The 20,711-nt window shown below is 73.1% G+C and carries 21 protein-coding genes; 14 read left to right on the forward strand and 7 right to left on the reverse strand.

From position 1 onward, the window contains the following. The first annotated feature begins 511 nt into the window (after positions 1-511). Together ACWF9Z_RS23685 and ACWF9Z_RS23690 are read left to right on the forward strand one after the other, a co-directional pair. On the forward strand, positions 512-1,852 hold the full coding sequence (locus ACWF9Z_RS23685) for a transcriptional regulator (RefSeq protein WP_453604953.1): 1,341 nt from the start codon (positions 512-514) through the stop codon (positions 1,850-1,852). A gap of 62 nt (positions 1,853-1,914) precedes the next feature. Continuing rightward, positions 1,915-2,436, forward strand: a complete 522-nt coding sequence (locus tag ACWF9Z_RS23690; RefSeq protein WP_453604954.1) for an NUDIX hydrolase — start codon at positions 1,915-1,917, stop codon at positions 2,434-2,436. A gap of 96 nt (positions 2,437-2,532) precedes the next feature. Here the strand turns inward: ACWF9Z_RS23690 and ACWF9Z_RS23695 are convergent, their stop codons facing one another. Next, a complete protein-coding gene (locus tag ACWF9Z_RS23695) occupies positions 2,533-3,429 on the reverse strand; it encodes a 3-hydroxybutyryl-CoA dehydrogenase (RefSeq protein ID WP_453604956.1) in 897 nt (298 codons plus the stop codon). 151 nt (positions 3,430-3,580) lie between these two features. Between ACWF9Z_RS23695 and ACWF9Z_RS23700 the strand changes: the two genes are divergently transcribed. Then, the gene (locus ACWF9Z_RS23700; RefSeq protein WP_453604957.1) at positions 3,581-4,843 is read left to right on the forward strand and encodes a glycoside hydrolase family 10 protein; all 1,263 of its coding nucleotides are present in this window, start codon (positions 3,581-3,583) and stop codon (positions 4,841-4,843) included. 46 nt (positions 4,844-4,889) lie between these two features. On the opposite strand, the gene ACWF9Z_RS23705 is transcribed toward ACWF9Z_RS23700, so the two are convergent. Together ACWF9Z_RS23705 and ACWF9Z_RS23710 are read right to left on the reverse strand one after the other, a co-directional pair. Next, entirely contained in the window at positions 4,890-5,087 is a 198-nt protein-coding gene (locus ACWF9Z_RS23705) for a DUF1918 domain-containing protein (RefSeq protein WP_453604959.1), read from the reverse strand. 56 nt (positions 5,088-5,143) lie between these two features. Continuing rightward, positions 5,144-6,055, reverse strand: a complete 912-nt coding sequence (locus ACWF9Z_RS23710; protein ID WP_453604961.1) for a DMT family transporter — start codon at positions 6,053-6,055, stop codon at positions 5,144-5,146. Between ACWF9Z_RS23710 and ACWF9Z_RS23715 the strand changes: the two genes are divergently transcribed. Genes ACWF9Z_RS23715 through ACWF9Z_RS23725 form a run of 3 tightly spaced genes read left to right on the forward strand, consistent with a single transcriptional unit; the run spans position 6,054 to position 8,918 of the window. Then, complete coding sequence (locus ACWF9Z_RS23715; RefSeq protein ID WP_453604963.1) at positions 6,054-7,502, forward strand: aminotransferase-like domain-containing protein; 1,449 nt, start codon at positions 6,054-6,056, stop codon at positions 7,500-7,502. The genes ACWF9Z_RS23710 and ACWF9Z_RS23715 overlap by 2 nt on opposite strands. A 31-nt stretch (positions 7,503-7,533) precedes the next feature. Beyond that, positions 7,534-8,109 (forward strand): histidine phosphatase family protein, encoded by a 576-nt coding sequence (locus ACWF9Z_RS23720; RefSeq protein WP_453604965.1) that lies wholly within the window; start codon positions 7,534-7,536, stop codon positions 8,107-8,109. A gap of 41 nt (positions 8,110-8,150) precedes the next feature. Next, positions 8,151-8,918 (forward strand): N-acetyltransferase, encoded by a 768-nt coding sequence (locus tag ACWF9Z_RS23725; protein WP_453604967.1) that lies wholly within the window; start codon positions 8,151-8,153, stop codon positions 8,916-8,918. A gap of 64 nt (positions 8,919-8,982) precedes the next feature. Here ACWF9Z_RS23725 and ACWF9Z_RS23730 read toward each other — a convergent pair whose 3' ends face one another. Beyond that, positions 8,983-9,762 carry a LysR family substrate-binding domain-containing protein gene (locus tag ACWF9Z_RS23730; protein ID WP_453604968.1) on the reverse strand — a complete coding sequence of 260 codons (780 nt, stop codon included), beginning with the start codon at positions 9,760-9,762 and terminating at the stop codon, positions 8,983-8,985. A 57-nt stretch (positions 9,763-9,819) separates the two neighbouring features. On the opposite strand from ACWF9Z_RS23730, the gene ACWF9Z_RS23735 reads away from it, so the two are divergent. From ACWF9Z_RS23735 to ACWF9Z_RS23765, 7 genes are all read left to right on the forward strand, one after another. Further along, on the forward strand, positions 9,820-10,224 hold the full coding sequence (locus tag ACWF9Z_RS23735) for a DUF5997 family protein (RefSeq protein WP_453604969.1): 405 nt from the start codon (positions 9,820-9,822) through the stop codon (positions 10,222-10,224). A 136-nt stretch (positions 10,225-10,360) separates the two neighbouring features. Continuing rightward, complete coding sequence (locus ACWF9Z_RS23740) at positions 10,361-11,317, forward strand: hypothetical protein (RefSeq protein ID WP_453604970.1); 957 nt, start codon at positions 10,361-10,363, stop codon at positions 11,315-11,317. A 159-nt stretch (positions 11,318-11,476) separates the two neighbouring features. Then, a complete protein-coding gene (gene argC / locus ACWF9Z_RS23745; protein WP_453604971.1) occupies positions 11,477-12,505 on the forward strand; it encodes an N-acetyl-gamma-glutamyl-phosphate reductase in 1,029 nt (342 codons plus the stop codon). After that, positions 12,502-13,659: a bifunctional glutamate N-acetyltransferase/amino-acid acetyltransferase ArgJ gene (gene argJ, locus ACWF9Z_RS23750; RefSeq protein WP_453604973.1), complete on the forward strand. Its 1,158-nt coding sequence runs from the start codon at positions 12,502-12,504 to the stop codon at positions 13,657-13,659. The genes argC and argJ overlap by 4 nt, the downstream gene beginning before the upstream one ends. Continuing rightward, a complete protein-coding gene (gene argB / locus ACWF9Z_RS23755; RefSeq protein ID WP_453604975.1) occupies positions 13,656-14,576 on the forward strand; it encodes an acetylglutamate kinase in 921 nt (306 codons plus the stop codon). The genes argJ and argB overlap by 4 nt, the downstream gene beginning before the upstream one ends. Next, entirely contained in the window at positions 14,573-15,781 is a 1,209-nt protein-coding gene (locus tag ACWF9Z_RS23760) for an acetylornithine transaminase (RefSeq protein ID WP_453604976.1), read from the forward strand. The genes argB and ACWF9Z_RS23760 overlap by 4 nt, the downstream gene beginning before the upstream one ends. 22 nt (positions 15,782-15,803) lie before the next feature. Further along, positions 15,804-16,367 carry an arginine repressor gene (locus tag ACWF9Z_RS23765; protein WP_453604977.1) on the forward strand — a complete coding sequence of 188 codons (564 nt, stop codon included), beginning with the start codon at positions 15,804-15,806 and terminating at the stop codon, positions 16,365-16,367. A 38-nt stretch (positions 16,368-16,405) separates the two neighbouring features. On the opposite strand, the gene ACWF9Z_RS23770 is transcribed toward ACWF9Z_RS23765, so the two are convergent. The 3 genes from ACWF9Z_RS23770 to ACWF9Z_RS23780 are packed head-to-tail and all read right to left on the reverse strand — an operon-like array spanning position 16,406 to position 19,338. Next, complete coding sequence (locus tag ACWF9Z_RS23770) at positions 16,406-17,131, reverse strand: L,D-transpeptidase family protein (protein ID WP_453604979.1); 726 nt, start codon at positions 17,129-17,131, stop codon at positions 16,406-16,408. 3 nt (positions 17,132-17,134) lie between these two features. After that, the gene (locus ACWF9Z_RS23775) at positions 17,135-17,716 is read right to left on the reverse strand and encodes a pyridoxamine 5'-phosphate oxidase family protein (RefSeq protein ID WP_453604980.1); all 582 of its coding nucleotides are present in this window, start codon (positions 17,714-17,716) and stop codon (positions 17,135-17,137) included. A 44-nt stretch (positions 17,717-17,760) separates the two neighbouring features. Then, on the reverse strand, positions 17,761-19,338 hold the full coding sequence (locus ACWF9Z_RS23780; RefSeq protein WP_453604982.1) for a HEAT repeat domain-containing protein: 1,578 nt from the start codon (positions 19,336-19,338) through the stop codon (positions 17,761-17,763). Between the two features lie 175 nt (positions 19,339-19,513). Between ACWF9Z_RS23780 and ACWF9Z_RS23785 the strand changes: the two genes are divergently transcribed. Then, on the forward strand, positions 19,514-20,707 hold the full coding sequence (locus ACWF9Z_RS23785) for an argininosuccinate synthase (protein WP_453604983.1): 1,194 nt from the start codon (positions 19,514-19,516) through the stop codon (positions 20,705-20,707). Positions 20,708-20,711: the final 4 nt, after the last annotated feature.

The raw sequence follows: 20,711 nt of genomic DNA on the forward strand, positions 1-20,711 counted from the left end.
GGGCCGCCGCGGGGCGGGGGGGCGCGGGGTGGCCGCGCCCGCGGGGGGTGGGTTTCGGGGGTGGGGGGGGGGCCCGGCGCCCCCCCCCCCCTCACCCGTACCTGCGGGGCTGGAAAATCCGGCCCCGCAGGCGTTCGAGGCGTTTCAGGTAGGGGCCGGCCCCGCGGGGCGGGACCACGCGCACCGGGTCCGGTGGGTGGACCCGGCGCGCGTTCGGTCCGGCCCGGCCGGGGGCCGGCGACCAACCGGGCCCCGGCGGAGCCGAAGCGCGCCGCCCGCCCTGCCGTGGAGTGTCGGGCAGACAACAGGACGGGCGGCGCGGTGGGCGGGTCGTCGCACTGTACGAGGGGGAGCCGACGACCCGGGTCACCTCTTGGCGAGGCCCTTAAGTGAAGCGCTCGCGGAGGGTCCCCCGGCAGGGTGCGTATCGCATTTATGCGCGTACTCCGTTCACACCCCGTGTGAACCGCGCACCCACTAGCCTGAGTGCGACGAGCCGACGGAGGGGCCCATGCAGCCCAATGCACTGCTCGACGCCCTCCTCGCGGAGGCGGGCATGTCCCACGCCGGGCTCGCCGCGCACGTGAACCAGGCGGGCCGTGACCGCGGTCTGGCCCTGCGCTACGAACACACCGCCGTGGCGCGGTGGTTGAAGGGCCAGCGGCCCCGCGGCCAGGTCCCGGACCTGATCTGCGAGGTGATCGGGGGCCGGCTGCGCAGACCGCTCTCCCTCGACGATGTCGGCCTCGGTCCACCGGAAGGGGCCGGCGCCCCGCACGCCTCCCCGCTCAGCGGTTTCGTGGACAAGGCCGCCGCCCTGTGGCGCTCCGACGACCAGGGGCGGCTGAAGTGCCTCAGCACCGAGGCCGTGACGGGCACCCCCGCGGTGATCCCGGTGTGGGAGTGGGAGAACCCGCCGGAGGACGCCGACGTGTCCCGCGAGGGACCCACCCGGGTCGGCCCCGAACACGTCGAGATCCTGCGGGCCGCCCGCGCGCACTACGAGCTGATGTACCGGCGGGCCGGGGGCGTGGCCACCCGCGACCGGATCGTCCGTTTCCTCGGGACCGAGACCGCCCCCCTGCTGCGCGGAAGCTACTCCGACGACCTGGGCCGCGGCCTGCACCGGGCGACCGGTTCCCTGGTGGCGGTGGCGGGGATCTGCGCGTACGACGCGGACGCGCACGGACTGGCCCAGCGCTACTTCCACCAGTCCCTGCGCCTCGCGAAGGCCAGCGGGGACCGGGGGCTGGGCGCCTACGTCATCGCGCTGATCGTCAACCAGTCCCTGCACCTGCGGGAGTTCCGCCAGGCCGTGGCCTTCGCCGAGGCCGCCCTGCGCTCGGCGGGCCGGTACACCACCCCGGCCCTGGCCGCCGACCTGTACGCCATGCAGGCCAAGGCGTACGCCCAACTCGGCGACACCGCAGCCGCGTTGGCCTGCATCCACAAGGCCGAGGCGGCCGCCGAACGGATCCGGCCCGGCACGGAGCCCGACGAGACGGGGTACGTCCAGCCCGGGCTGGTCAACGTACAGGTGGCCGAGGCGCTGCTCGGTCTGGGCGATCTGCGGGCGGCCCACGAGCAGGCGGCGGCGGCCGTCGGCACCCCCGCGCACGACCGGGGCCGGGTGCACCGCCTCGCGATGCTGTGCGAGATCCAGCTGCGCCAGGGCGAGGCCGACCAGGCGGTGGCGGCGGCGGCCGAGATGGCCGAGCGGGCCAGGGGGATGGAGTCGCTGCGCCTGCGCGACCGGCTGCGGGCGGTCCGCGAACAGCTGTTGACCAGCGGTTGTTCGGGGGCGGGGGAGACCGCGGAGCTCATCGACGGGGCACTGCGCGTTCCCCTGTGACCGGCTGAACTGCTGCCATGTTGCCACCTACTCGATCGGAAGGTGGCAGAACCGTGCAGTGGATGAACCTGAGTGAGCAGACTGTGTACACGAACCGCTGGTTCGACGTGAATCTCGCGGACGTGGAACTCCCCGACGGCCGGCACCTGGACCACTTCGTGATCCGGCTGCGCCCGGTGGCCGTCGCCACGGCCGTCAACGAGGCCAACGAGGTGCTGCTGCTGTGGCGCCACCGCTTCATCACCGACAGCTGGGGCTGGGAGCTGCCCGCCGGTGTCGTCGAGGACGGCGAGTCCGTGGAGAGCGCCGCCGCCCGGGAGATGGAGGAGGAGTCGGGCTGGCGGCCCGGCCCGCTCCGCCACCTGATGACCGTGGAACCGTCCAACGGGCTGACCGACGCCCGCCACCACCTCTACTGGTCGGACGGAGCCACGTACACCGGCCATCCCGAGGACGACTTCGAGTCCTCGCGCCGCGCGTGGGTGCCGCTCAAGCTGGTGCCGGACATGATCGCGCGCGGCGAGGTCCCGGCCGCCAACATGGCGGCCGGGCTGCTGTTGCTGCACCACTTGCGGCTCGGATAGCCGCGCGATCCGTACGGATCAGCCGTACGGATCAGCCGTGCGGATCAGCGGTGCGGATCTGCCGTACGGATCAGCGGTGCGGATCTGCCGTACGGGTCAGCTGTACGGGTAGAAGCCCGAGCCCGTCTTGCGGCCGAGGCGGCCGGCGTCGACCATCCGCTGGAGCAGCGGGGGAGCCGCGTACAGGGGCTCCTTGAACTCCGCGTACATCGAGTCGGCCACCGAGGCCACCGTGTCCAGGCCGATGAGGTCCGAGAGCTTCAGCGGGCCCATCGGGTGGGCGCAGCCCAGCTCCATGCCGTTGTCGATGTCCTCGCGGCTCGCGATCCCCGACTCGAACATCCGGATCGCGGACAGCAGGTACGGGATCAGGAGCGCGTTGACGACGAAACCGGAACGGTCCTGGGCGCGGATGGCGTGCTTGCCCAGCGCGCCCCCGACCAGGGCCTCGGCGCGCTTGATCGTCTCGTCGCTCGTGGTCAGCGCCGGGATCAGCTCGACGAGCTGCTGCACCGGGGCCGGGTTGAAGAAGTGGATGCCGATGACCTGGTCGGGACGCGAGGTCGCGACGGCCAGCTTGACCAGCGGGATCGAGGAGGTGTTGGAGGCGAGGATCGCGTCCGGGCGGGTGATCACCTGGTCGAGGACCTGGAAGATCTCCGTCTTGACCTGCTCGTTCTCGACGACCGCCTCGATGACGAGGTCGCGGTCGGCGAACTCGCCGAGGTCGGTGGTGAACGACAGGCGGGACAGGGTCGCGTCCCGCTCCTCCTCGCTGATCTTGCCGCGTTCGGCGGCTCGCGTCAGCGAGGTGTGCAGCCGGGTCCGTCCGAGCTCCAGGGCCTCGCCGGTGGTCTCGGCGACCATCACCTCGAGACCGCTCCGGGCGAACACCTCCGCGATGCCCGCGCCCATCTGCCCACAGCCCACTACGCCGACGCGTGCGATGTCGTCTGGGAGGTCCGTCACATCGTGCCTTTCGCTGCTCTCCATCGCGGGTCCCCCGTACTCGTGCAGTGGTAACTGCGTTCCGGCGCCCGCCACGCCCCCCGACGTTACCCCCGTCCTTGCCCGGCGTGTCGGGCCGGGGCGGGCATGCTAGGCGGACACGAGGCAATGTCACGGAGCGGAACGGAGTCGTCACATGACGTACATCGGGAGGCGAGAGGTGCTGACCGGCGCGGCGGCGGTGCTGGCCGCGGCGGCGACGGCCGCCCCCGCGAAAGCGGTCGGGGCCGCGGGGGCCGCGGGGACGGCGGAGGCCGCCGGGGCCGCCGCGGCCGAATTCCGGGGGATGTGGGTCGCCTCCGTACAGAACGTGGACTGGCCTTCGAGGACCGCGCTCTCCGCGGACGCGCAGCGCGCGGAGCTGCTGGCCCTCCTCGACACCGCCGTATCCCGCCGCCTCAACGCGGTGATCCTCCAGGTCCGGCCCACCGCCGACGCGATGTGGCCCTCGGCGCACGAGCCGTGGTCCCAGTGGCTGACCGGCGAACAGGGCGCCGACCCCGGCTGGGACCCGCTCGGCACCGCCGTCACCGAGGCGCACGCCCGGGGGCTCCAGCTGCACGCCTGGTTCAACCCGTACCGCGTGGCCAACCACACCGACCCGGGCCTGCTGGCCCCCTGGCACCCGGCCCGCCGCAACCGGGGCTGGACCGTGCCCTACGGAGGCAAGCTCTACTACAACCCCGGGCTGCCCGAGGTGCGCCGCTTCGTGCAGGACGCCATGCTCGACGCCGTCGCCCGCTACCCCGTCGACGGGGTCCACTGGGACGACTACTTCTACCCGTACCCGGTCGAGGGCCGCGACTTCGACGACGACGCGGCGTACGAGCGCTACGGCCGCTCCTTCGCCACCCGCGCCGACTGGCGCCGCCACAACACCGACACCCTGGTCCGCGAGATGTCCGAGCGGCTGCGGGCGCTGCGCCCGGCGACGCGCTTCGGCGTCAGCCCCTTCGCGGTCTGGCGCAACTCCGACCGCGATCCGCTGGGTTCGGCGACGCAGGCGGGCGTCGCCACGTACGACGACCTGTACGCGGACACCCGGAAGTGGGTGCGCGAGGGCTGGATCGACTACATCGTGCCGCAGGCGTACTGGCAGATCGGCCACCCGGCCGCCGACTACGCGGCCATCGTCCCCTGGTGGGCGAACACCGTCGCCGGCACCCGCGTCCAGCTCTACGTGGGGGAGGCGCTGTACCGCTGCGATCCGGAGAGCTCCACGGCGGCCTGGCGCGATCCGCGGGAACTGTCGCGGCACGTGCGCTTCGCCCGCGGGTACCCCGAGGTCCGCGGCCACGTCTACTTCTCGGCGAAGCAGGTGGGCGCGGACCCCAACGGGGCGATGGCCAGGGTGGTCGCCGACCACTACCCGACGGTGGCGGCGGTGCCGCCGCGCTGACGGTCCTTCTGCGTACTCCTCGCCCGGTGCTCCTCGGCGGTGGAGCTCACTGGTCGTGGTCGACCGGGTGCTTCACCACGCAGTCGGGACCGGGGGACATGACGGCCTCGTGTCCGTCCGTGAAGCGGACTCGGTAGGGAGGCGTGCCGTTGTCTCCCAGGACCTGTGTGATCTCTCCGACCTTGTCGTGCTGGCCCACGATCCGTCCGTGCTGAACCAGCTGGTCGCCCTCGGTCGCGCGCATGCTGACCTCCTCGGTGGCGGTCCGATCCGGTGCTAGCAGTTTAGGTCGTTCCCGTGCTATTTGACCCGTTGGGTCACGGCGATGCAGACGAGTACCGCGCACGCGGCGGCGGGCGCGGCGGGGGACATCCGCTCGCCGAGCAGGACCACCGCCCACCCCAGGGTCAGCAGCGGCTGCGCGAGCTGGAGCTGGCTCGCGCGGGCCGCGCCGATCTCGGCCATGCCCCGGTACCAGACGTACAGGCCGAGGAAGGAGGAGCCGGCCGCCACCCAGACCAGCCCGGCCAGTCCGCGGGCGGTGACGTGCGCCGGCTCGTACGCGAGCCCGAGCAGGGATCCGGCCAGGCCGATCGGCAGGCACAGGACCAGCGCCCAGCCGATCACCTGCCAGCCGGGCATCACCCGGGCCAGGCGGCCGCCCTCGGTGTACCCGGCCGCGCACACCAGGAGCGCGGCGAACAGGAAGGCGTCGCCGGCCGAGAGGGAGCCGCCGCTCTGGGCGAGCGTGAAGCCGAGGACGACGACCGCGCCCGCGACGGCCGCGGCCCAGAACCGCCGGGACGGCCGGGCCCCGGTGCGCAGCGAGGACACGACGGCGGTCGTCAGCGGCAGCAGGCCGACCACGACGGCGGCGTGCGACGTGGTGGAGGTCTGCAGCGCGAGGGTGGTGAGCAGCGGGAAGCCGACGACCACGCCGCCCGCGACGACCAGGAGGCCGAACCGGTGGGCGCGGTCGGGGAGCGGGACGCGCAGGGCCAGCAGGAAGCCGCCGGCGACCAGGCCCGCCAGCACGCACCGCAGGCCGAACAGGGACCAGGGGCCGAAGCTCTCCAGGCCCCAGGACGTGCCGGGGAAGGTCAGTGAGAAGGCGACGACGCCGGCCGCCGCGAGGACGGTCCCTCCGCCGCTCCGGGCCGGGCCTCGAACCGCTATCGCGGCGGGGAGAGTAGCGCTACTCTTTGCTGTCATGTATGAGCGTAGCAGTGTGGCTGAACTGGCGGAATCCCTGAGGGTGGAGCTGGACCGCTACCCGTTGGGTGGAAAGCTCCCGTCCAGCCGCGCCCTCGTCGAGCGTTTCCGCGTCAGTCCCGTCACCGTCTCCCGGGCCCTCGCGCAGCTCGCCGCCGAAGGGCTGGTGATCACCCGCCCGGGAGCCGGCGCCTTCCGCGCCCAGCCCCGTACCCCGTCTCCCGGGCTCGGGGACACCTCGTGGCAGGCCGTCGCGCTGAGCGCGGAAGGCGCGGGCGAGGTGGTGCCGCGCTCGGTCGACGCCTCGGGCGTGCTCGTCACCCTCACCCCGCCGCCGACCGGGGTCATCGAGCTCAACGGCGGCTACATGCACCCCACGCTCCAGCCCGAGCGGGCCATGGCCGCGGCCCTCGCCCGCGCGGGACGCCGGCCCGGCGCGTGGGGACGGCCGCCCGTGGAAGGGCTGCCGGAGCTGCGGGACTGGTTCGCGCGGGAGATCGGCGGGCCGGGCGGGACCGTCGGGGCCGCCGACGTCCTGGTCACCGCCGGCGGGCAGAGCGCCCTCACCACGGCACTGCGGGCCCTCGCACCGCCCGGGGCGCCGATCCTCGTCGAATCCCCGACCTATCCGGGGCTGCTGGCCATCGCCCGCGCCTCCGGGTGCCGGCCCGTGCCGGTCCCGGTGGACGCGGACGGGGTCCGGCCGGAGCTGCTGGCCGCCGCCTTCGAAGCGACGGGGGCGCGGGTCTTCGTGTGCCAGCCGCTGTTCCAGAACCCGACCGGGGCCGTGCTGTCCGACGCGCGGCGCGGCGAGGTGCTGCGGATCGCGCGCGCCGCCGGGGCGTTCGTGGTGGAGGACGACTACGCGCGGGCCCTGGCCCACGAGGACGCCGGACCGCTGCCCGCGACCCTCGCCGCCGAGGACACCGACGGGGTCGTGGTGCACGTGCGGTCGCTGACCAAGGTCACCTCGCCCAGCCTGCGGGTGGGCGCGCTCGCCGCCCGGGGCCCCGTACGGGACCGGCTGCGCGCCATCCAGGTCGTGGACAGCTTCTTCGTGCCCCGGCCGCTCCAGGAGACCGCCCTGGAACTCGTCGGAGCGCCCTCCTGGCCCCGCCACCTCAAGGCCGTCGCCACCGAGCTGCGCCACCGGCGGGACGTCCTGGCGGGCGCGCTGCGGCGCGAGCTGCCCGAGCTGGAGCTGCCCCGCCCTCCCCGCGGCGGACACCTGCTGTGGGTCCGGCCCGGTGGAGGCCTCGACGACGCGGCCTTCGCGGCGGCCGCGCTGCGCGCGGGCGTGCAGGTCGCGCCCGGCCGGCCGTTCTTCTGCGCGGAGCCGCCGGCGGCGTACGTCCGGCTGAGTTTCGCCGGGGTGGCCGGCGCGGGCGAGCTCACCGAGGCCGTGCGGCGGCTGCGGTCGGCCATCGGGGTTCGCCCAGACGCTTGACCCCGTGCGGCACGCGGCTCACCATCGCCGCATGCATGTTCGGGTTTCGCTAGTCGCAGCAGCCCGTAGTACCCCGCTGCTCGCCGAGCGCTTCGACGACGACCGCCCCATCGACGTGGACGGCTGGCGTGCGGTGGAGTCCGCCGCGCGCGGGCTCGTTCCGCTGGGCTCGGCCGACCTGCGCTACTGCTCGCCCACCGCCCGCAGCCGGGCCACCGGCGCGGCCCTCGGGTACGCCCCGCTCGCCCAACCCGCGCTGCGCGAGTGCGACATGGGCCGCTGGCGCGGGCTGACCCTGGGGGAGGTGGCCGCCCGGGAGCCCGCCGCCCTGGACCTGTGGCTCGCCGATCCGCGCGCCGCGCCGCACGGCGGGGAATCCCTGCTCGCCTTCATCGCCCGGATCGGCGGCTGGCTCGACACCCGGCCGGCGGACGACGGCGGAGCCATCGTGGCGGTGGCGGAGCCCTCGGTGGTCCGGGCGGCGCTCGTGTACGCCCTGAACGCACCCCCGACGACCTACTGGAACGTGGACGTCCGTCCCCTGTCCACGGTCACGCTGGGGGGCTGGCCGAGGCACTGGCACCTGTCGCTCCAGGCCCCGGCATAAACCTGGTTGAGGGGCGTCCATACCGCGCATAACCTGCGCGTATGAACGTCAAGGACGCTGGCATACGGATCACCACGCTCGCGGAGCGGCCCGAACTGACCGAAGCCCTCTGGGGCATGGCGGACTCGTGGCCCGAGTTCGCCTCGCAGGACTCGCTCGCCTGGCTGCTGTACCCGCGCATGGTGGCGGAGCTCCCCGAGTACGTCTTCGTCGGGACCGACGAGGCCACCGGCGAGGTCGTCGCCAAGGCCTTCAGCGTGCCGTTCGCCCTCCACGCGGCCGGCCGCGACGGGCAGCTGCCCGCGCAGGGCTGGGACCGGATCCTGATGTGGGCCTTCTCGGACCTGCGGCGCGGAGCGGCCCCCGACACCGTCAGCGCCATCGAGATCAGCGTCCGGCCGGACCGGCAGGGCGAAGGCCTGTCGGGGCGGATGCTCGGCGCGCTGCGGGAGAACGCCCGCGCGCGCGGTTTCACCGAGGTCGTGGCCCCGGTCCGGCCCAACGGAAAGCCGGCCGAACCGGACGCCTCGATCCACGAGTACGCGTACCGCACCCGCGAGGACGGCCTCCCGTACGACCCGTGGCTACGGGTCCACGTGCGGGCGGGCGCCACCATCGACTCGGTGGCCCCGCTGTCGATGACGATCACCGGCTCCCTGGCGCAGTGGCGCGAGTGGACCGGCCTCCCCTTCGACACCGCGGGCCCGGTCCACGTGCCGGGGGCCCTGTCCCCGGTCCGCTGCGACCCGGAGCAGGGCTACGCGGTCTACGTGGAGCCGAACGTCTGGGTCCGGCACCCGCTGGGATAGCCGGCCCTCGGGGGGCCGGCCCGCCGAGGGCCCAGGCGCGGCCGCGCGGTCCCTCGCGGACGGCTCAGCGGCCGCGGGGCTTGCCGCGCTTGCCCGTGGACTTGGCCGTGGCCTTGCCCCCCTTGGGGGCGCCGCCGCGCGGGTTCTTGGCCGTGGGCTTGCCGCCCGAGCGGGGGGCCGGCTTGCGCTGCGGCTTCGCCTTCTTGGGCTCGGGTTCGGGCTGGGTGCGGCCACGGCCGCGCGAGCTGTTGACCGTCCGCCCGCGCACGATCCCGATGAACTCCTCCACCAGGTCCGGGGTGGTCTCCACCTCGGGCCACGACAGCGCGACGCGCGAGGCCGGGGCGTCCACGAGGGTCCGGTACGTGAGGTCCTTGCGGTGGTGCAGCCGCGCGAGGGACTGCGGCACGGCCAGGACGCCGATGCCCGCGGCCACCAGCTCGATCGCGTCGGCCGTGGTCTCGGGGCGCTGCAGCGCGGGCTTGCCCGGCAGCTGCTCCCAGCCGAGGGTGTCGTCGAGCGGGTGGAGCACGATCTCGTCGGCCAGGTCCGCGACCGAAACCTCCTCGGCCGCCGCCACGAGGTGGTCCTTCGGGATCACCACGACCGTGGTCTCGGTGTAGAGCGGGATCGCGCTGAGGTCCGTACGGTCGATCGGGAGCCGGACGAATCCGGCATCCGCGCCGCCGCCGCGCAGCAGGGCGGGCGCTTCGCCGGGGGTGACCGGGACGAGGGTGAGCGGGACGTCGGGGAGCCGCTCCTTCCAGACCCGCACCCACTTGGTGGGCGTCACCCCGGGAACGTAAGCGAGCTTGAACGACGGGGGGGTCAGGGAGTCTGTCACCCGGCCAGATTACCGGCCGTGGTCGGCGGGGGCGCACACGCTCTATACCCTTGACGCATGACGTCGCAGCAGAACGCCCAGACCATGAAGCCCGCGACCGCGGCGAAGAAGCTGGGTGTGTACCTAGAGGCCACCCCCGCAGAGTTCCAGGAGGGTGTCGTCTCGCGCACCGAGCTCACCGCCCTCCAGGCCGAGCCGCCCCAGTGGCTGCAGGACCTCCGGAACAACGGCCCGCACCCCCGCCCGGTGGTCGCGGCGAAGCTCGGGATCTCCATCTCCGGCCTGGCGCGCGGCGGCATCACCGACGCGCTCACCACCGAGCAGATCGAGGCCCTGAAGGCGGAGATGCCGGAGTGGCTCGAGAAGGAGCGCGCCACCCAGGCCGATGTCCGCAAGGAGACCGTCCGCATCAAGCAGATGCAGGCGGAGAAGGCCCAGAAGGCCGAGAAGGGCCAGAAGTAGGCACCTTCCCGAGGCCGCACCGCCACCCGGAACGTACCGGCGACGGCACCTGAGCCGGGCTCCCTGCCCAGGGGCCCGGCTTCGCAGTCCCCGGCCCCAGCCACCGGCGGCCTGAGCTGGGCGTTAGCCTCAGCGGATGATTCCTGCGTCCCCTCCGAAGGTCATCACGCGATACCGCGGCGGGCAGATCCGTGCCTATGTGACGGACCCCGGCGCATTCGGGACGCTGGAACCCGCCGCGGTGTTCCAGCCGCGGGCCGGCGACGAGGTCGTGGAGTCGGCGGTCCAGCCCGATCTGGAGCGAGTCGTGTACACGACCCTGCACGGGGTCGTCTGCCTCACGCGCGCCGGTGAATTGGTGTGGGCGTCGGACTTCGAACCGCACTCCGACGTGCTCCATGGTCACCGGCCCGGCTGCGTGCTGTCTCTGGACGGCCGGACCGTCTGGGTCTACCGCCCGGACGCGATGGCGGAACGCGGGGGAGACCAATGGGTCGTGTACGACACCGGCAGCGGGGCGGTCCTCGCGCGCCGGGAGCTGGAGACGGTCGGGCACGGCGCCGGCCATCACGTCCACCCCGTGGACGGCAGCATCTACCTCGACATCGGTGAGGGCCAGGACGGTGCCGTCGTTCTCCGGGGTGCCTCCGGGCCTGATGGCGAGGTGGAGTTCGTGACGTACCCGTGGTCGGACCGCTGCCTGATCGGCCTGGCGCCGGGAGGGGAGCAGTTCCTGACCGTCGACCACGGGCAGAGGGATGTCGCCTTCCACCGCCACCCCAGCGGGGACCTGCTCTTCACTCTCTCCGTCGAGGCCTTCGGGCATGACCCGGAAGCGGCGTTCGTGGAATGGTGCGGCGGCTATCTGACCCCGGACACGGCCGTCGTCACGCTGGGTGGTGAGAGCGAGGGCGAGGAGGAGTGGTTCCGCTACCACCTGGTCGACGTGAACACCGGCACGGTCGGCGGTGAGATCGCCGTCGAGGTGACCGACCCGTACGAACTGGAGCTCCTGGGCGACGGCTCCTGGCTCACCGACGGCCCTGACGGCCACCCTGTCCGCTGGTCCCGCCCTCCGCACCCGACACGTTGAAGGCGCAGCTCCACGCCGTCACGGATGACCGGACACCGCCGTCTCGGGCGCAGCGAGAGCGCACAGGAGAGAGATCGGACCGCTGCCCGGCCCGCCCGTAAGCGTCATTGCATAAAACTGCGTAGCTACGTATAGTCATGCCATCAAGGAGGAGGTTCCATGGTGGTACGTGTAGCGGTGGCCGGTGCGAGTGGATACGCGGGCGGGGAAGTGCTGCGCCTGCTGCTGGGCCACCCCGAGGTCGAGATCGGCGCGCTGACCGGGAACTCCAACGCGGGGCAGCTCCTCGGCGCCCTCCAGCCGCACCTCGTGCCCCTGGCCGGGCGCACCCTCGAGGCGACGACGCCCGAGGTGCTCGCCGGTCACGACGTCGTCTTCCTGGCCCTGCCCCACGGGCAGTCCGCCGCCGTCGCCGCCCAGCTCGGCGAGGACGTGCTCGTCGTCGACATGGGCGCCGACCACCGGCTCAAGGACTCCGCCGACTGGGACGCGTTCTACGGCGCCCCGCACGCCGGGACCTGGCCCTACGGCCTGCCCGAGCTTCCCGGCGCCCGCGTCGCGCTCGCGGGCTCCCAGCGCATCGCCGTGCCCGGCTGCTACCCGACCGCCGTCTCGCTCGCGCTCTACCCGGCCTACGCCGCGCAGCTCGCCGAGCCCGAGGCCGTGATCGTCGCCGCCACCGGCACCTCCGGCGCCGGCAAGGCGCTCAAGCCGCACCTGCTCGGCTCCGAGGTCATGGGCTCCATGAGCCCGTACGGGGTCGGCGGCGGCCACCGCCACACCCCCGAGATGGTGCAGAACCTCAGCCCCGTCGCCGGACAGCCGGTCTCCGTGTCCTTCACGCCGACGCTGGCCCCCATGTCCCGCGGCATCCTCGCCACCTGCTCCGCCAAGGCGCTGCCCGGCACCACGGCCGACGCGGTGCGCGCCGCGTACGAGAAGGCGTACGCGGACGAGCCCTTCGTCCACCTGCTGCCCGAGGGGCAGTGGCCGGCGACGGCGTCCGTCTACGGTTCCAACGCCGTTCAGATCCAGGTCGCGTACGACGCGGCCGCGCAGCGGATCATCGCGATCAGCGCCATCGACAACCTCACCAAGGGCACCGCCGGCGGCGCGGTCCAGAGCATGAACATCGCCCTCGGCCTCCACGAGGGCCTGGGTCTTTCCACGATCGGAGTCGCACCGTGACGGTCACGGCAGCACAGGGGTTCAGCGCGGCGGGCATCGCCGCCGGAATCAAGGCGAACGGCAACCCGGACCTCGCCCTCGTCGTCAACAACGGGCCGCGCCAGGCCGCCGCGGGCGTCTTCACCTCGAACCGTGTCAAGGCCGCGCCCGTCCACTGGTCCGAGCAGGTCCTGCGCGGCGCCACCGTCAGCGCCGTGGTCCTGAACTCCGGCGGCGCCAACGCCTGTACCGGTCCCAAGGGCTTCCAGGACACCCACGCCACCGCCGAGAAGGTCGCCGAGGCCCTCGGTGCGGACGTCAACGCGGGCGAGGTCGCCGTCGCGTCCACCGGCCTGATCGGCGTCCTGCTGCCCATGGACAAGCTGCTCCCCGGCATCGACGCGGCGGTCGCCGCGCTCAGCGCCGACGGCGGCGAGGACGCCGCCATCGCCATCAAGACCACCGACACCGTGCACAAGACGGCCACCGTCAGCCAGGACGGCTGGACCGTCGGGGGCATGGCCAAGGGCGCGGGCATGCTCGCCCCGGGCCTGGCCACGATGCTCGTGGTCCTCACCACCGACGCCGACCTGGACAGCGCCACCCTCGACAAGGCGCTGCGCTCCGCGACCCGCACCACCTTCGACCGGGTCGACTCCGACGGCTGCATGTCCACCAACGACACGGTGCTGCTGCTCGCCTCCGGCGCGTCCGGCCGGGTGCCGGCGTACGAGACGTTCGCCGAAGCCGTGCGCACGGTCTGCGACGACCTGGCCCGTCAGCTGATCGGCGACGCCGAGGGCGCCAGCAAGGACATCCGCATCGAGGTCGTCGGCGCGGCCACCGAGGAGGACGCGGTGGAGGTCGGGCGTTCCATCGCCCGGAACAACCTCCTCAAGTGCGCCATCCACGGCGAGGACCCCAACTGGGGACGGGTCCTGTCCGCGATCGGCACCACGAAGGCCGCCTTCGACCCCGACCGCCTGGCCGTGGCCATCAACGGGGTCTGGGTCTGCAAGAACGGCTCCGTCGGGGAGGACCGCGACCTGGTCTCGATGAAGGACCGGGAGGTCCGCATCACCGCCGACCTGTCCACCGGCTCCGAGTCCGCGGTCATCTGGGCCAACGACCTGACGGCCGAGTACGTCCACGAGAACAGCGCGTACTCGTCATGAGCGGGACCGTCGGCAACGCCCGCAAGCACACCGCACTCCCCAAGGCGGAGATCCTCATCGAGGCACTGCCCTGGCTGACCCGCCACAACGGCAAGGTCGTCGTCATCAAGTTCGGCGGCAACGCCATGATCGACGAGGACCTGAAGGCCGCCTTCGCCCAGGACGTGGTCTTCCTGCGCCAGGCGGGCCTGAAGCCGGTCGTCGTGCACGGCGGCGGCCCGCAGATCAACGCCCAGCTGGACCGGCAGGGTCTGGTCAGCGAGTTCAAGGCGGGCCTGCGCGTCACGACGCCCGAGGCGATGGACATCGTACGGATGGTCCTGGCGGGGCAGGTCCAGCGCGAGCTGGTCGGGCTGCTCAACCAGCACGGGCCGCTCGCCGTCGGCATGACGGGCGAGGACGCCCACACGATCACCGCCACCAAGCACACCCCGGAGATCGACGGCGAGCTCGTCGACATCGGACGGGTCGGCGAGATCACCGCCATCGACACCGGCGCGATCGAGGCGCTGCTGGCCGACGGCCGGATCCCGGTCATCTCCTCCATCGCGCGCAGCGCCGACGACCACCACGTGTACAACGTGAACGCCGATACGGCCGCCGCGGCGCTCGCCGCCGCGCTCGGCGCCGAGACGCTGATGGTCCTCACCGACGTGGAGGGCCTCTACGCGGACTGGCCGAGCAGCGACGAGGTCATCAGCCGGCTCACCGTCAGCGAGCTGGAGAAGCTGCTGCCCGAGCTGTCCAGCGGCATGGTCCCGAAGATGGAGGGCTGCCTGCACGCCGTGCGCAACGGCGTGACCACCGCCCGGGTCATCGACGGGCGGGTCCAGCACTCGATCCTGCTGGAGATCTTCACCGACGAGGGAATCGGCACGATGGTCGTGCCCGACGAGCAGCAAGGGGGAGCGCAGTGAGCGCCAGCACCGGCAACCAGGAGTACGGCGACCGCTGGAAGGGGGCGCTGGCCAACAACTACGGCACCCCCGAGCTGGCCCTCGTACGCGGCTCGGGCGCCCAGGTCTGGGACGCGGACGGCAAGCAGTACACCGACTTCGTCGGCGGCATCGCGGTCAACGCCCTCGGCCACGCCCACCCCGCGATCGTCGAAGCCGTGACCGCGCAGATCTCCACCCTCGGCCACGTCTCCAACCTCTACGCCTCCGAGCCGGTCATCGCGCTCGGCGAGCGGCTGCTCCAGCTCTTCGGACGCCCCGGGAAGATCTTCTTCTGCAACTCCGGTGCCGAGGCCGTCGAGGCCGCCTTCAAGATCGGCCGGCTGACCGGGCGGACCCACATGGTCGCCACCGACGGCGGCTTCCACGGCCGCACCATGGGCGCCCTCGCGCTCACCGGCCAGCCCAAGAAGCAGGACCCCTTCCTGCCGCTGCCCGGTGACGTCACGCACGTCCCGTACGGGGATGTGGAGGCCCTGCGGGCCGCCGTCACCGAAGAGACCGCGCTCGTGATCATCGAGCCCGTCCAGGGCGAGAACGGCGTGGTCGTCCCGCCCGCCGGATACCTGACGGCCGCCCGGGAGATCACCCGCGCCACCGGAACCCTCCTCGTCCTCGACGAGGTGCAGACCGGTATCGGACGCTGCGGCCAGTGGTTCGAGCACCAGGCCCACGAGGGCGTGGAGCCCGACCTGGTCACCCTCGCGAAGGGTCTCGGCGGCGGTCTGCCGATCGGCGCCCTGGCCGCCTTCGGCCCCGCGGCCGACCTGCTCCAGCCCGGCCAGCACGGCACCACCTTCGGCGGCAACCCCGTCGCGTGCGCCGCCGGCCTCGCCGTCATCGAGACCATCGCCGCCGAGGGGCTCCTCGCCCGGGTCAAGGAGCGCGGCGAGCGGCTGCGCGACGGAATCGAAGGATTCGCACACCCGCTCGTCTCACATGTCCGTGGTGCGGGCCTTCTGCTGGGTATCGTGCTGACCGGGCCGCTCGCACCGCAGGTGCAGCGCGCGGCTCAGGACGCCGGCTTCCTGGTCAACGCGCCCGCCCCCGACGTCGTACGGCTGATGCCCCCGTACGTGCTCTCCGAGGCCGAGGCGGACGCGTTCCTGCGGGCCCTGCCCGGTGTGCTGGACGCGGCGAAGGCCGCCGCGGACGTGGACGGATGATCAATCGGGGAATGAGACGACGATGAGTCAGGCGCAGGAACGCGAGCCCTGGAGCTCCCCCCAGACGGAGTCCGGGGGCGGCCAGTCCGTTCCGCAGACCCGCACCGCCCGCCACCGCCGGATCGTGGACATCCTCAACCGGCAGCCGGTCCGTTCCCAGAGCCAGCTGGCCAAGCTGCTCGCCGACGACGGCCTGAGCGTCACCCAGGCGACGCTCAGCCGCGACCTCGACGAGCTCGGCGCGGTGAAGATCCGGAACACGGGCGGCGAGCTGATCTACGCGGTCCCCAGCGAGGGCGGCTTCCGCACCCCGCAGGCACCGCTCGGCGAGTCGGCGAAGGAGGAGCGCATGCGGCGCCTCTCCGGGGAACTGCTGATCTCGGCGGAGGCCTCCGCGAACCTCGTGGTCCTGCGCACCCCGCCCGGTGCGGCCCAGTTCCTCGCCTCGGCGATCGACCAGGCCGAACTCCAGGCCATCCTCGGCACGATCGCCGGCGACGACACGCTGATGCTGATCAGCCGCGACCCGGCGGGCGGCCAGGCCCTGGCCGACCACCTGCTGCGGCTGGCGCAGAAGGAGGGCTGAGCGCGGGGCCGCCGGGGAACCGTCCCCCGCACCGCGGGTCAGTACCGGGTGACGGCCAGCGCGCCCGACTCCGTACCGATCGCGATGTGCGGCCGCCTGCGCGGGTTCGCCCAGCGCAGGACCGCCCGGACGGCGCGCTCCGGCACCGAGACGCAGCCGGCCGTGGCGCCCCGGCCGTCGACGTGCAGGAAGATGCCCGCGCCCCGGCCCCGTACCGGCCGGTCGTAGTTGTAGGCGATGAGCAGGCCGTGTGCGTACTGCCGGGCGTACGAGGTCATGTGCTCGGCCTCGCCGGGAGCGCAGTCGGCGGGCAGCGGCTCCACCCAGCGGTTGTAGTCGGCGGAGGCGTTGTCCTGGCACCACCAGGAGTCGGGAGTCACCCGCCGGTAGCGGTACTCCGTCCCGGCCGGCGCGGGCGCGATGCCGAAGGCGTACGGGAGCGCGTACAGGCCGGCCGGGGTGGTGTTCGTGCCCTGGGTACGGGTCGCCCCCTCGGTCAGGCCGTTCGCCCCGAAACGGGCCGGCGCGCTGCCGGCCTCGTACCAGCGCCCCGCCCGCCGGTCCCACCAGGTCAGGCGCCCCGTGGTCGAACCGGCCGACGGGGCGACGGCGGTGATCAGCTGGCTGCCGCCGCCGGTGTCGGCGAGCCGGGCGGGCAGCGGCGGATCCCCGTGGGGGCCGTGGCCGGCGGGGGCACCGTAAGGGCCCTGGGCCAGCAGGCTGGTGACGATCAGTGAGGCGAGGGCGAGAGCGGTACGCGGCACATGTCAGACGGTACGGGGCGGAAGGGGCAGGGGCAGCGCAGGCAGGCCGTCGATGCTCACCCCGATGAACTCCTTCTTCTCGCAGTACGCGGCGAACTCCTCGTCCGTCCTGCGGCCGAAGTGCTCCGCGTGGAGGGTGCGCTCCCCCTGGTAGTCCATGAAGGGGACGGCGTAGCCGCACACGTCCGCGATCCGGTGGGCCGTGACGACGATGACCGCGCGCGCCGAGGGTCCGTCGGCCTCCCCGAACAGCTCGATCAGCCCGCCCCAGCGCGGGTCGTCGCGGAAGACCGCCTCGCCGTGCCCGTGGATGCGCACGATGTTCGGCGGCCCGCTGAACGCGCACCACATCAGCGTGATCCGGCCGTTCTCGCGGACGTGCGCGATGGTCTCGGCGCCGCTGCCGCCGAAGTCCAGGTAGGCGAGGGTCTGCTCGTCGATGACGACGAGGGTCCCGGCACGGCCCTTGGGGGAGAGGTTGACGTGGCCGTCACCCGCGAGCGGGGCGGTCGCGGTGAAGAAGACCGGCTGCTCCTCGATGAACGTGCGCAGGCGGCCGTCGATGCGTTCGTGGAGTTTTCCCATGGTCGGATTATCGCCCTGCGGGCCCGCGCTCCGGTCCGCGGGTGTCAGTCCGTCAGACCGAGGCGGGAGCGGCGCGACCGCACGTCGTAGGGGTGGAACAGGTGCTCCGACTCTACGAGCAGCGCGGCGAGCTCGGGCAGGTCCGCCTCTCCCGTACGCCAGGTGAACCGCCAGTCCCAGCCGGTCACGATCGCCCGGGCCGTCGCGCGCAGCAACGGGTCGGGGTCCTTGGATACGGTCACCGCGGCCCGCAGTTCGTGGATCCCGCCCCGTGCGCGCAGCAGCCGGAAGGCTGCCCGGCGCACGTGCAGGTGCCGTACGGGCTCGATGCGCTCGGCGAGGTGGCGGTGGTCGAGGCGCTCCACCACCTGGAGCAGGGTCAGCGCGGCCTCGCGGGTCACCGACGCCGACGGGTCGTCCAGCAGGGGGAGCAGGAGCGCGTCGTCGGTGGCGTCGTCCAGCCGGCGCAGCCCTGCCACGGCAGCGGCCCGGACCGTGCCGGAGGGGTGGCCGAGCAGGGAGCGCAGCACCGGCGCGTCCATGTGCTCCGCGCATTCGGAGAAGCCGGCCACCGCGTACGGGGAGACGCGCCCGGGCGCAGTGATCAGCGAGAAGTACTCCCCGACCGCGTCCCCGCCGCTCTGCGAGACGAGCCGGCGCGCGCAGGCCCGTACGAGACCGGAGCGGTCGGCGAGGTACCGATGGGCCTCGGCCGCCCGCCCCGCCCTGCGCAGGGCGGTGACGCCGGCGCCCCGGACCATTGGGTTCCGGCCGCCGAGAAGGGTGTCGATCGCGGCGTCGTCCGCCCCGTCGTCGGCCATGACCCGCAGCGCGGCATCGGTCCACAGCCGCGCGGTCACAGGGTCCGGCTCCAGGGCGGCCCGCCGCGCGAGCTCCCGTACGCCGGTCCCCCCGGCCTCGACGACCAGCCGGGTGGCGAACCGCCGGGCCGGCAGGTCGCGCGCCCGGCGCAGCCGGTCCAGGGCGTCGGCCCGCTGCGCGGGGGTCAGCGAGTTCCAGCTCCACGTGGTCGAGGGCCGTCCGGGGCGCCACCACGCGGCGAGGAGGGAGTACCGGCCGGTCAGGGCGGCTTCCAACTGCTCCACTGCCCAGGCCCCGTGCTCGCGCCGGCCCAGCCGCAGGGCGAGGGGAGTGATCTGGATCAGCGCGTCGACGGGGTATCTGGCCACGATCCAGCCGAGCACCCGCCGGGCACGCCCGCGTACGGGCGGAGCCCAGTCGGCGCACCGGATCAGGACGAGTTCGAGCGGCGCGTGCCGGGCCAGGGCCCGGCGGAGCGCCTCCCGGTAGCGCCCCCGCAGCGGCGGGAGCCAGGAGACGAACGAGAGCAGGAAGAAATCGAGCGGCGGGGGCTGCCAGGAGCGGAGTGCGGACGCGCGGAGCCGCCCGTCGGGGTCGCAGAGCCGGGCCTCGATGCGCTTGCCGCGCAGTGGCTCGTGGGAGCGGCGGCCGATGCGGCGCACCTCCTCGTCGAAGGCCGTCCAGGCATCGGGCCCGCTCCCGCGGAGCATGTCGGGGACCGGAGCGGGCCGCTGCCCCTTCAGCAGCTCCACTGCGGCGCCCCGCCCCGTCGACACGTCCCGCCGCACACCGGCTCCCATACGCCCTCCCCGAGTCGTCCGCCGATGGTAGGCGGCCGTCAGGGGATGGCGCCTCCCGGTATACGTGCTGGTCAGCGGCGATGGCAGGGGTCGATTGACGAAACATACGAAGCAATGCATAGTTATGCCTATCGCTGTTGAGGCAACGGCGGAGGCACCGTGTAAGGAGAAACCCGTGACCGAGCGCGTCGTACTCGCCTATTCGGGCGGCCTGGACACCTCCGTCGCCATCGGCTGGATCGCCGAGGAGACGGGCGCCGAGGTCATCGCCGTCGCCGTGGACGTCGGCCAGGGCGGCGAGGACCTGGACGTCATCCGCAAGCGCGCGCTGGCCTGCGGAGCCGTCGAGGCCGAGGTCGCGGACGCCAAGGACGAGTTCGCCGAGGAGTACTGCCTCCCGGCGATCAAGGCCAACGCCCTGTACATGGACCGCTATCCGCTGGTGTCCGCCCTGTCGCGGCCGGCCATCGTCAAGCACCTCGTGGCCGCCGCCCGCAAGCACGGCGCGTCGACCGTCGCCCACGGCTGCACCGGCAAGGGAAACGACCAGGTCCGCTTCGAGGCCGGCATCGCCGCCCTCGGCCCCGACCTCACGTGCATCGCCCCGGTCCGCGACTACGCGATGACCCGGGACAAGGCCATCGCCTTCGCCGAGCGGGCCGGCCTGCCGATCGCCACCAGCAAGAAGTCCCCGTACTCCATCGACCAGAACGTCTTCGGACGCGCCGTCGAGACGGGCTTCCTGGAGGACATCTGGAACGCGCCGATCGAGGACATCTACGCGTACACGGCCGACCCGGCCCTGCCGCGGGAGGCCGACGAGGTCGTCATCTCCTTCGCGGAGGGCGTCCCGGTCGCCCTCGACGGCAAGCCCGTCACCGTGCTCCAGGCGATCCAGCAGCTCAACGAGCGGGCCGGAGCCCAGGGCATCGGCCGGATCGACATCGTCGAGGACCGCCTCGTCGGCATCAAGTCCCGCGAGGTGTACGAGGCTCCGGGCGCCATCGCCCTGATCACCGCCCACCAGGAGCTGGAGAACGTCACCGTCGAGCGCGAACTGGCCCGCTACAAGCGGCAGGTCGAGCAGCGCTGGGGCGAGATGGTCTACGACGGCCTGTGGTTCTCCCCGCTGAAGCGGGCCCTGGACGGCTTCATCGACGAGGCCAGCCGGCACGTCACCGGCGACATCCGGATGACCCTGCACGGCGGCCGCGCCGTCGTCACGGGCCGCAGGTCCGACGAGTCGCTGTACGACTTCAACCTCGCGACCTACGACTCGGGCGACACCTTCGACCAGTCGAAGGCCCAGGGCTTCATCGAGATCTTCGGCCTGTCCTCGAAGATCGCGGCGCGGCGCGACCTCGCCTGATCCC

This window comes from Streptomyces sp. NPDC054961, from assembly GCF_053609145.1.

What these genes read in the sequence shown, in the direction of transcription:
- ACWF9Z_RS23685 (WP_453604953.1), top strand. Translation starts at nt 512, where the DNA reads ATGCAGCCCAATGCACTGCTCGACGCCCTCCTCGCGGAGGCGGGCATG.
- ACWF9Z_RS23690 (WP_453604954.1), top strand. Translation starts at nt 1,915, where the DNA reads ATGAACCTGAGTGAGCAGACTGTGTACACGAACCGCTGGTTCGACGTG.
- ACWF9Z_RS23695 (WP_453604956.1), bottom strand. Translation starts at nt 3,429, where the DNA reads ATGGAGAGCAGCGAAAGGCACGATGTGACGGACCTCCCAGACGACATC.
- ACWF9Z_RS23700 (WP_453604957.1), top strand. Translation starts at nt 3,581, where the DNA reads ATGACGTACATCGGGAGGCGAGAGGTGCTGACCGGCGCGGCGGCGGTG.
- ACWF9Z_RS23705 (WP_453604959.1), bottom strand. Translation starts at nt 5,087, where the DNA reads ATGCGCGCGACCGAGGGCGACCAGCTGGTTCAGCACGGACGGATCGTG.
- ACWF9Z_RS23715 (WP_453604963.1), top strand. Translation starts at nt 6,054, where the DNA reads ATGTATGAGCGTAGCAGTGTGGCTGAACTGGCGGAATCCCTGAGGGTG.
- ACWF9Z_RS23710 (WP_453604961.1), bottom strand. Translation starts at nt 6,055, where the DNA reads ATGACAGCAAAGAGTAGCGCTACTCTCCCCGCCGCGATAGCGGTTCGA.
- ACWF9Z_RS23720 (WP_453604965.1), top strand. Translation starts at nt 7,534, where the DNA reads ATGCATGTTCGGGTTTCGCTAGTCGCAGCAGCCCGTAGTACCCCGCTG.
- ACWF9Z_RS23725 (WP_453604967.1), top strand. Translation starts at nt 8,151, where the DNA reads ATGAACGTCAAGGACGCTGGCATACGGATCACCACGCTCGCGGAGCGG.
- ACWF9Z_RS23735 (WP_453604969.1), top strand. Translation starts at nt 9,820, where the DNA reads ATGACGTCGCAGCAGAACGCCCAGACCATGAAGCCCGCGACCGCGGCG.
- ACWF9Z_RS23740 (WP_453604970.1), top strand. Translation starts at nt 10,361, where the DNA reads ATGATTCCTGCGTCCCCTCCGAAGGTCATCACGCGATACCGCGGCGGG.
- argC (WP_453604971.1), top strand. Translation starts at nt 11,477, where the DNA reads ATGGTGGTACGTGTAGCGGTGGCCGGTGCGAGTGGATACGCGGGCGGG.
- argB (WP_453604975.1), top strand. Translation starts at nt 13,656, where the DNA reads ATGAGCGGGACCGTCGGCAACGCCCGCAAGCACACCGCACTCCCCAAG.
- ACWF9Z_RS23765 (WP_453604977.1), top strand. Translation starts at nt 15,804, where the DNA reads ATGAGTCAGGCGCAGGAACGCGAGCCCTGGAGCTCCCCCCAGACGGAG.
- ACWF9Z_RS23775 (WP_453604980.1), bottom strand. Translation starts at nt 17,716, where the DNA reads ATGGGAAAACTCCACGAACGCATCGACGGCCGCCTGCGCACGTTCATC.
- ACWF9Z_RS23780 (WP_453604982.1), bottom strand. Translation starts at nt 19,338, where the DNA reads ATGGGAGCCGGTGTGCGGCGGGACGTGTCGACGGGGCGGGGCGCCGCA.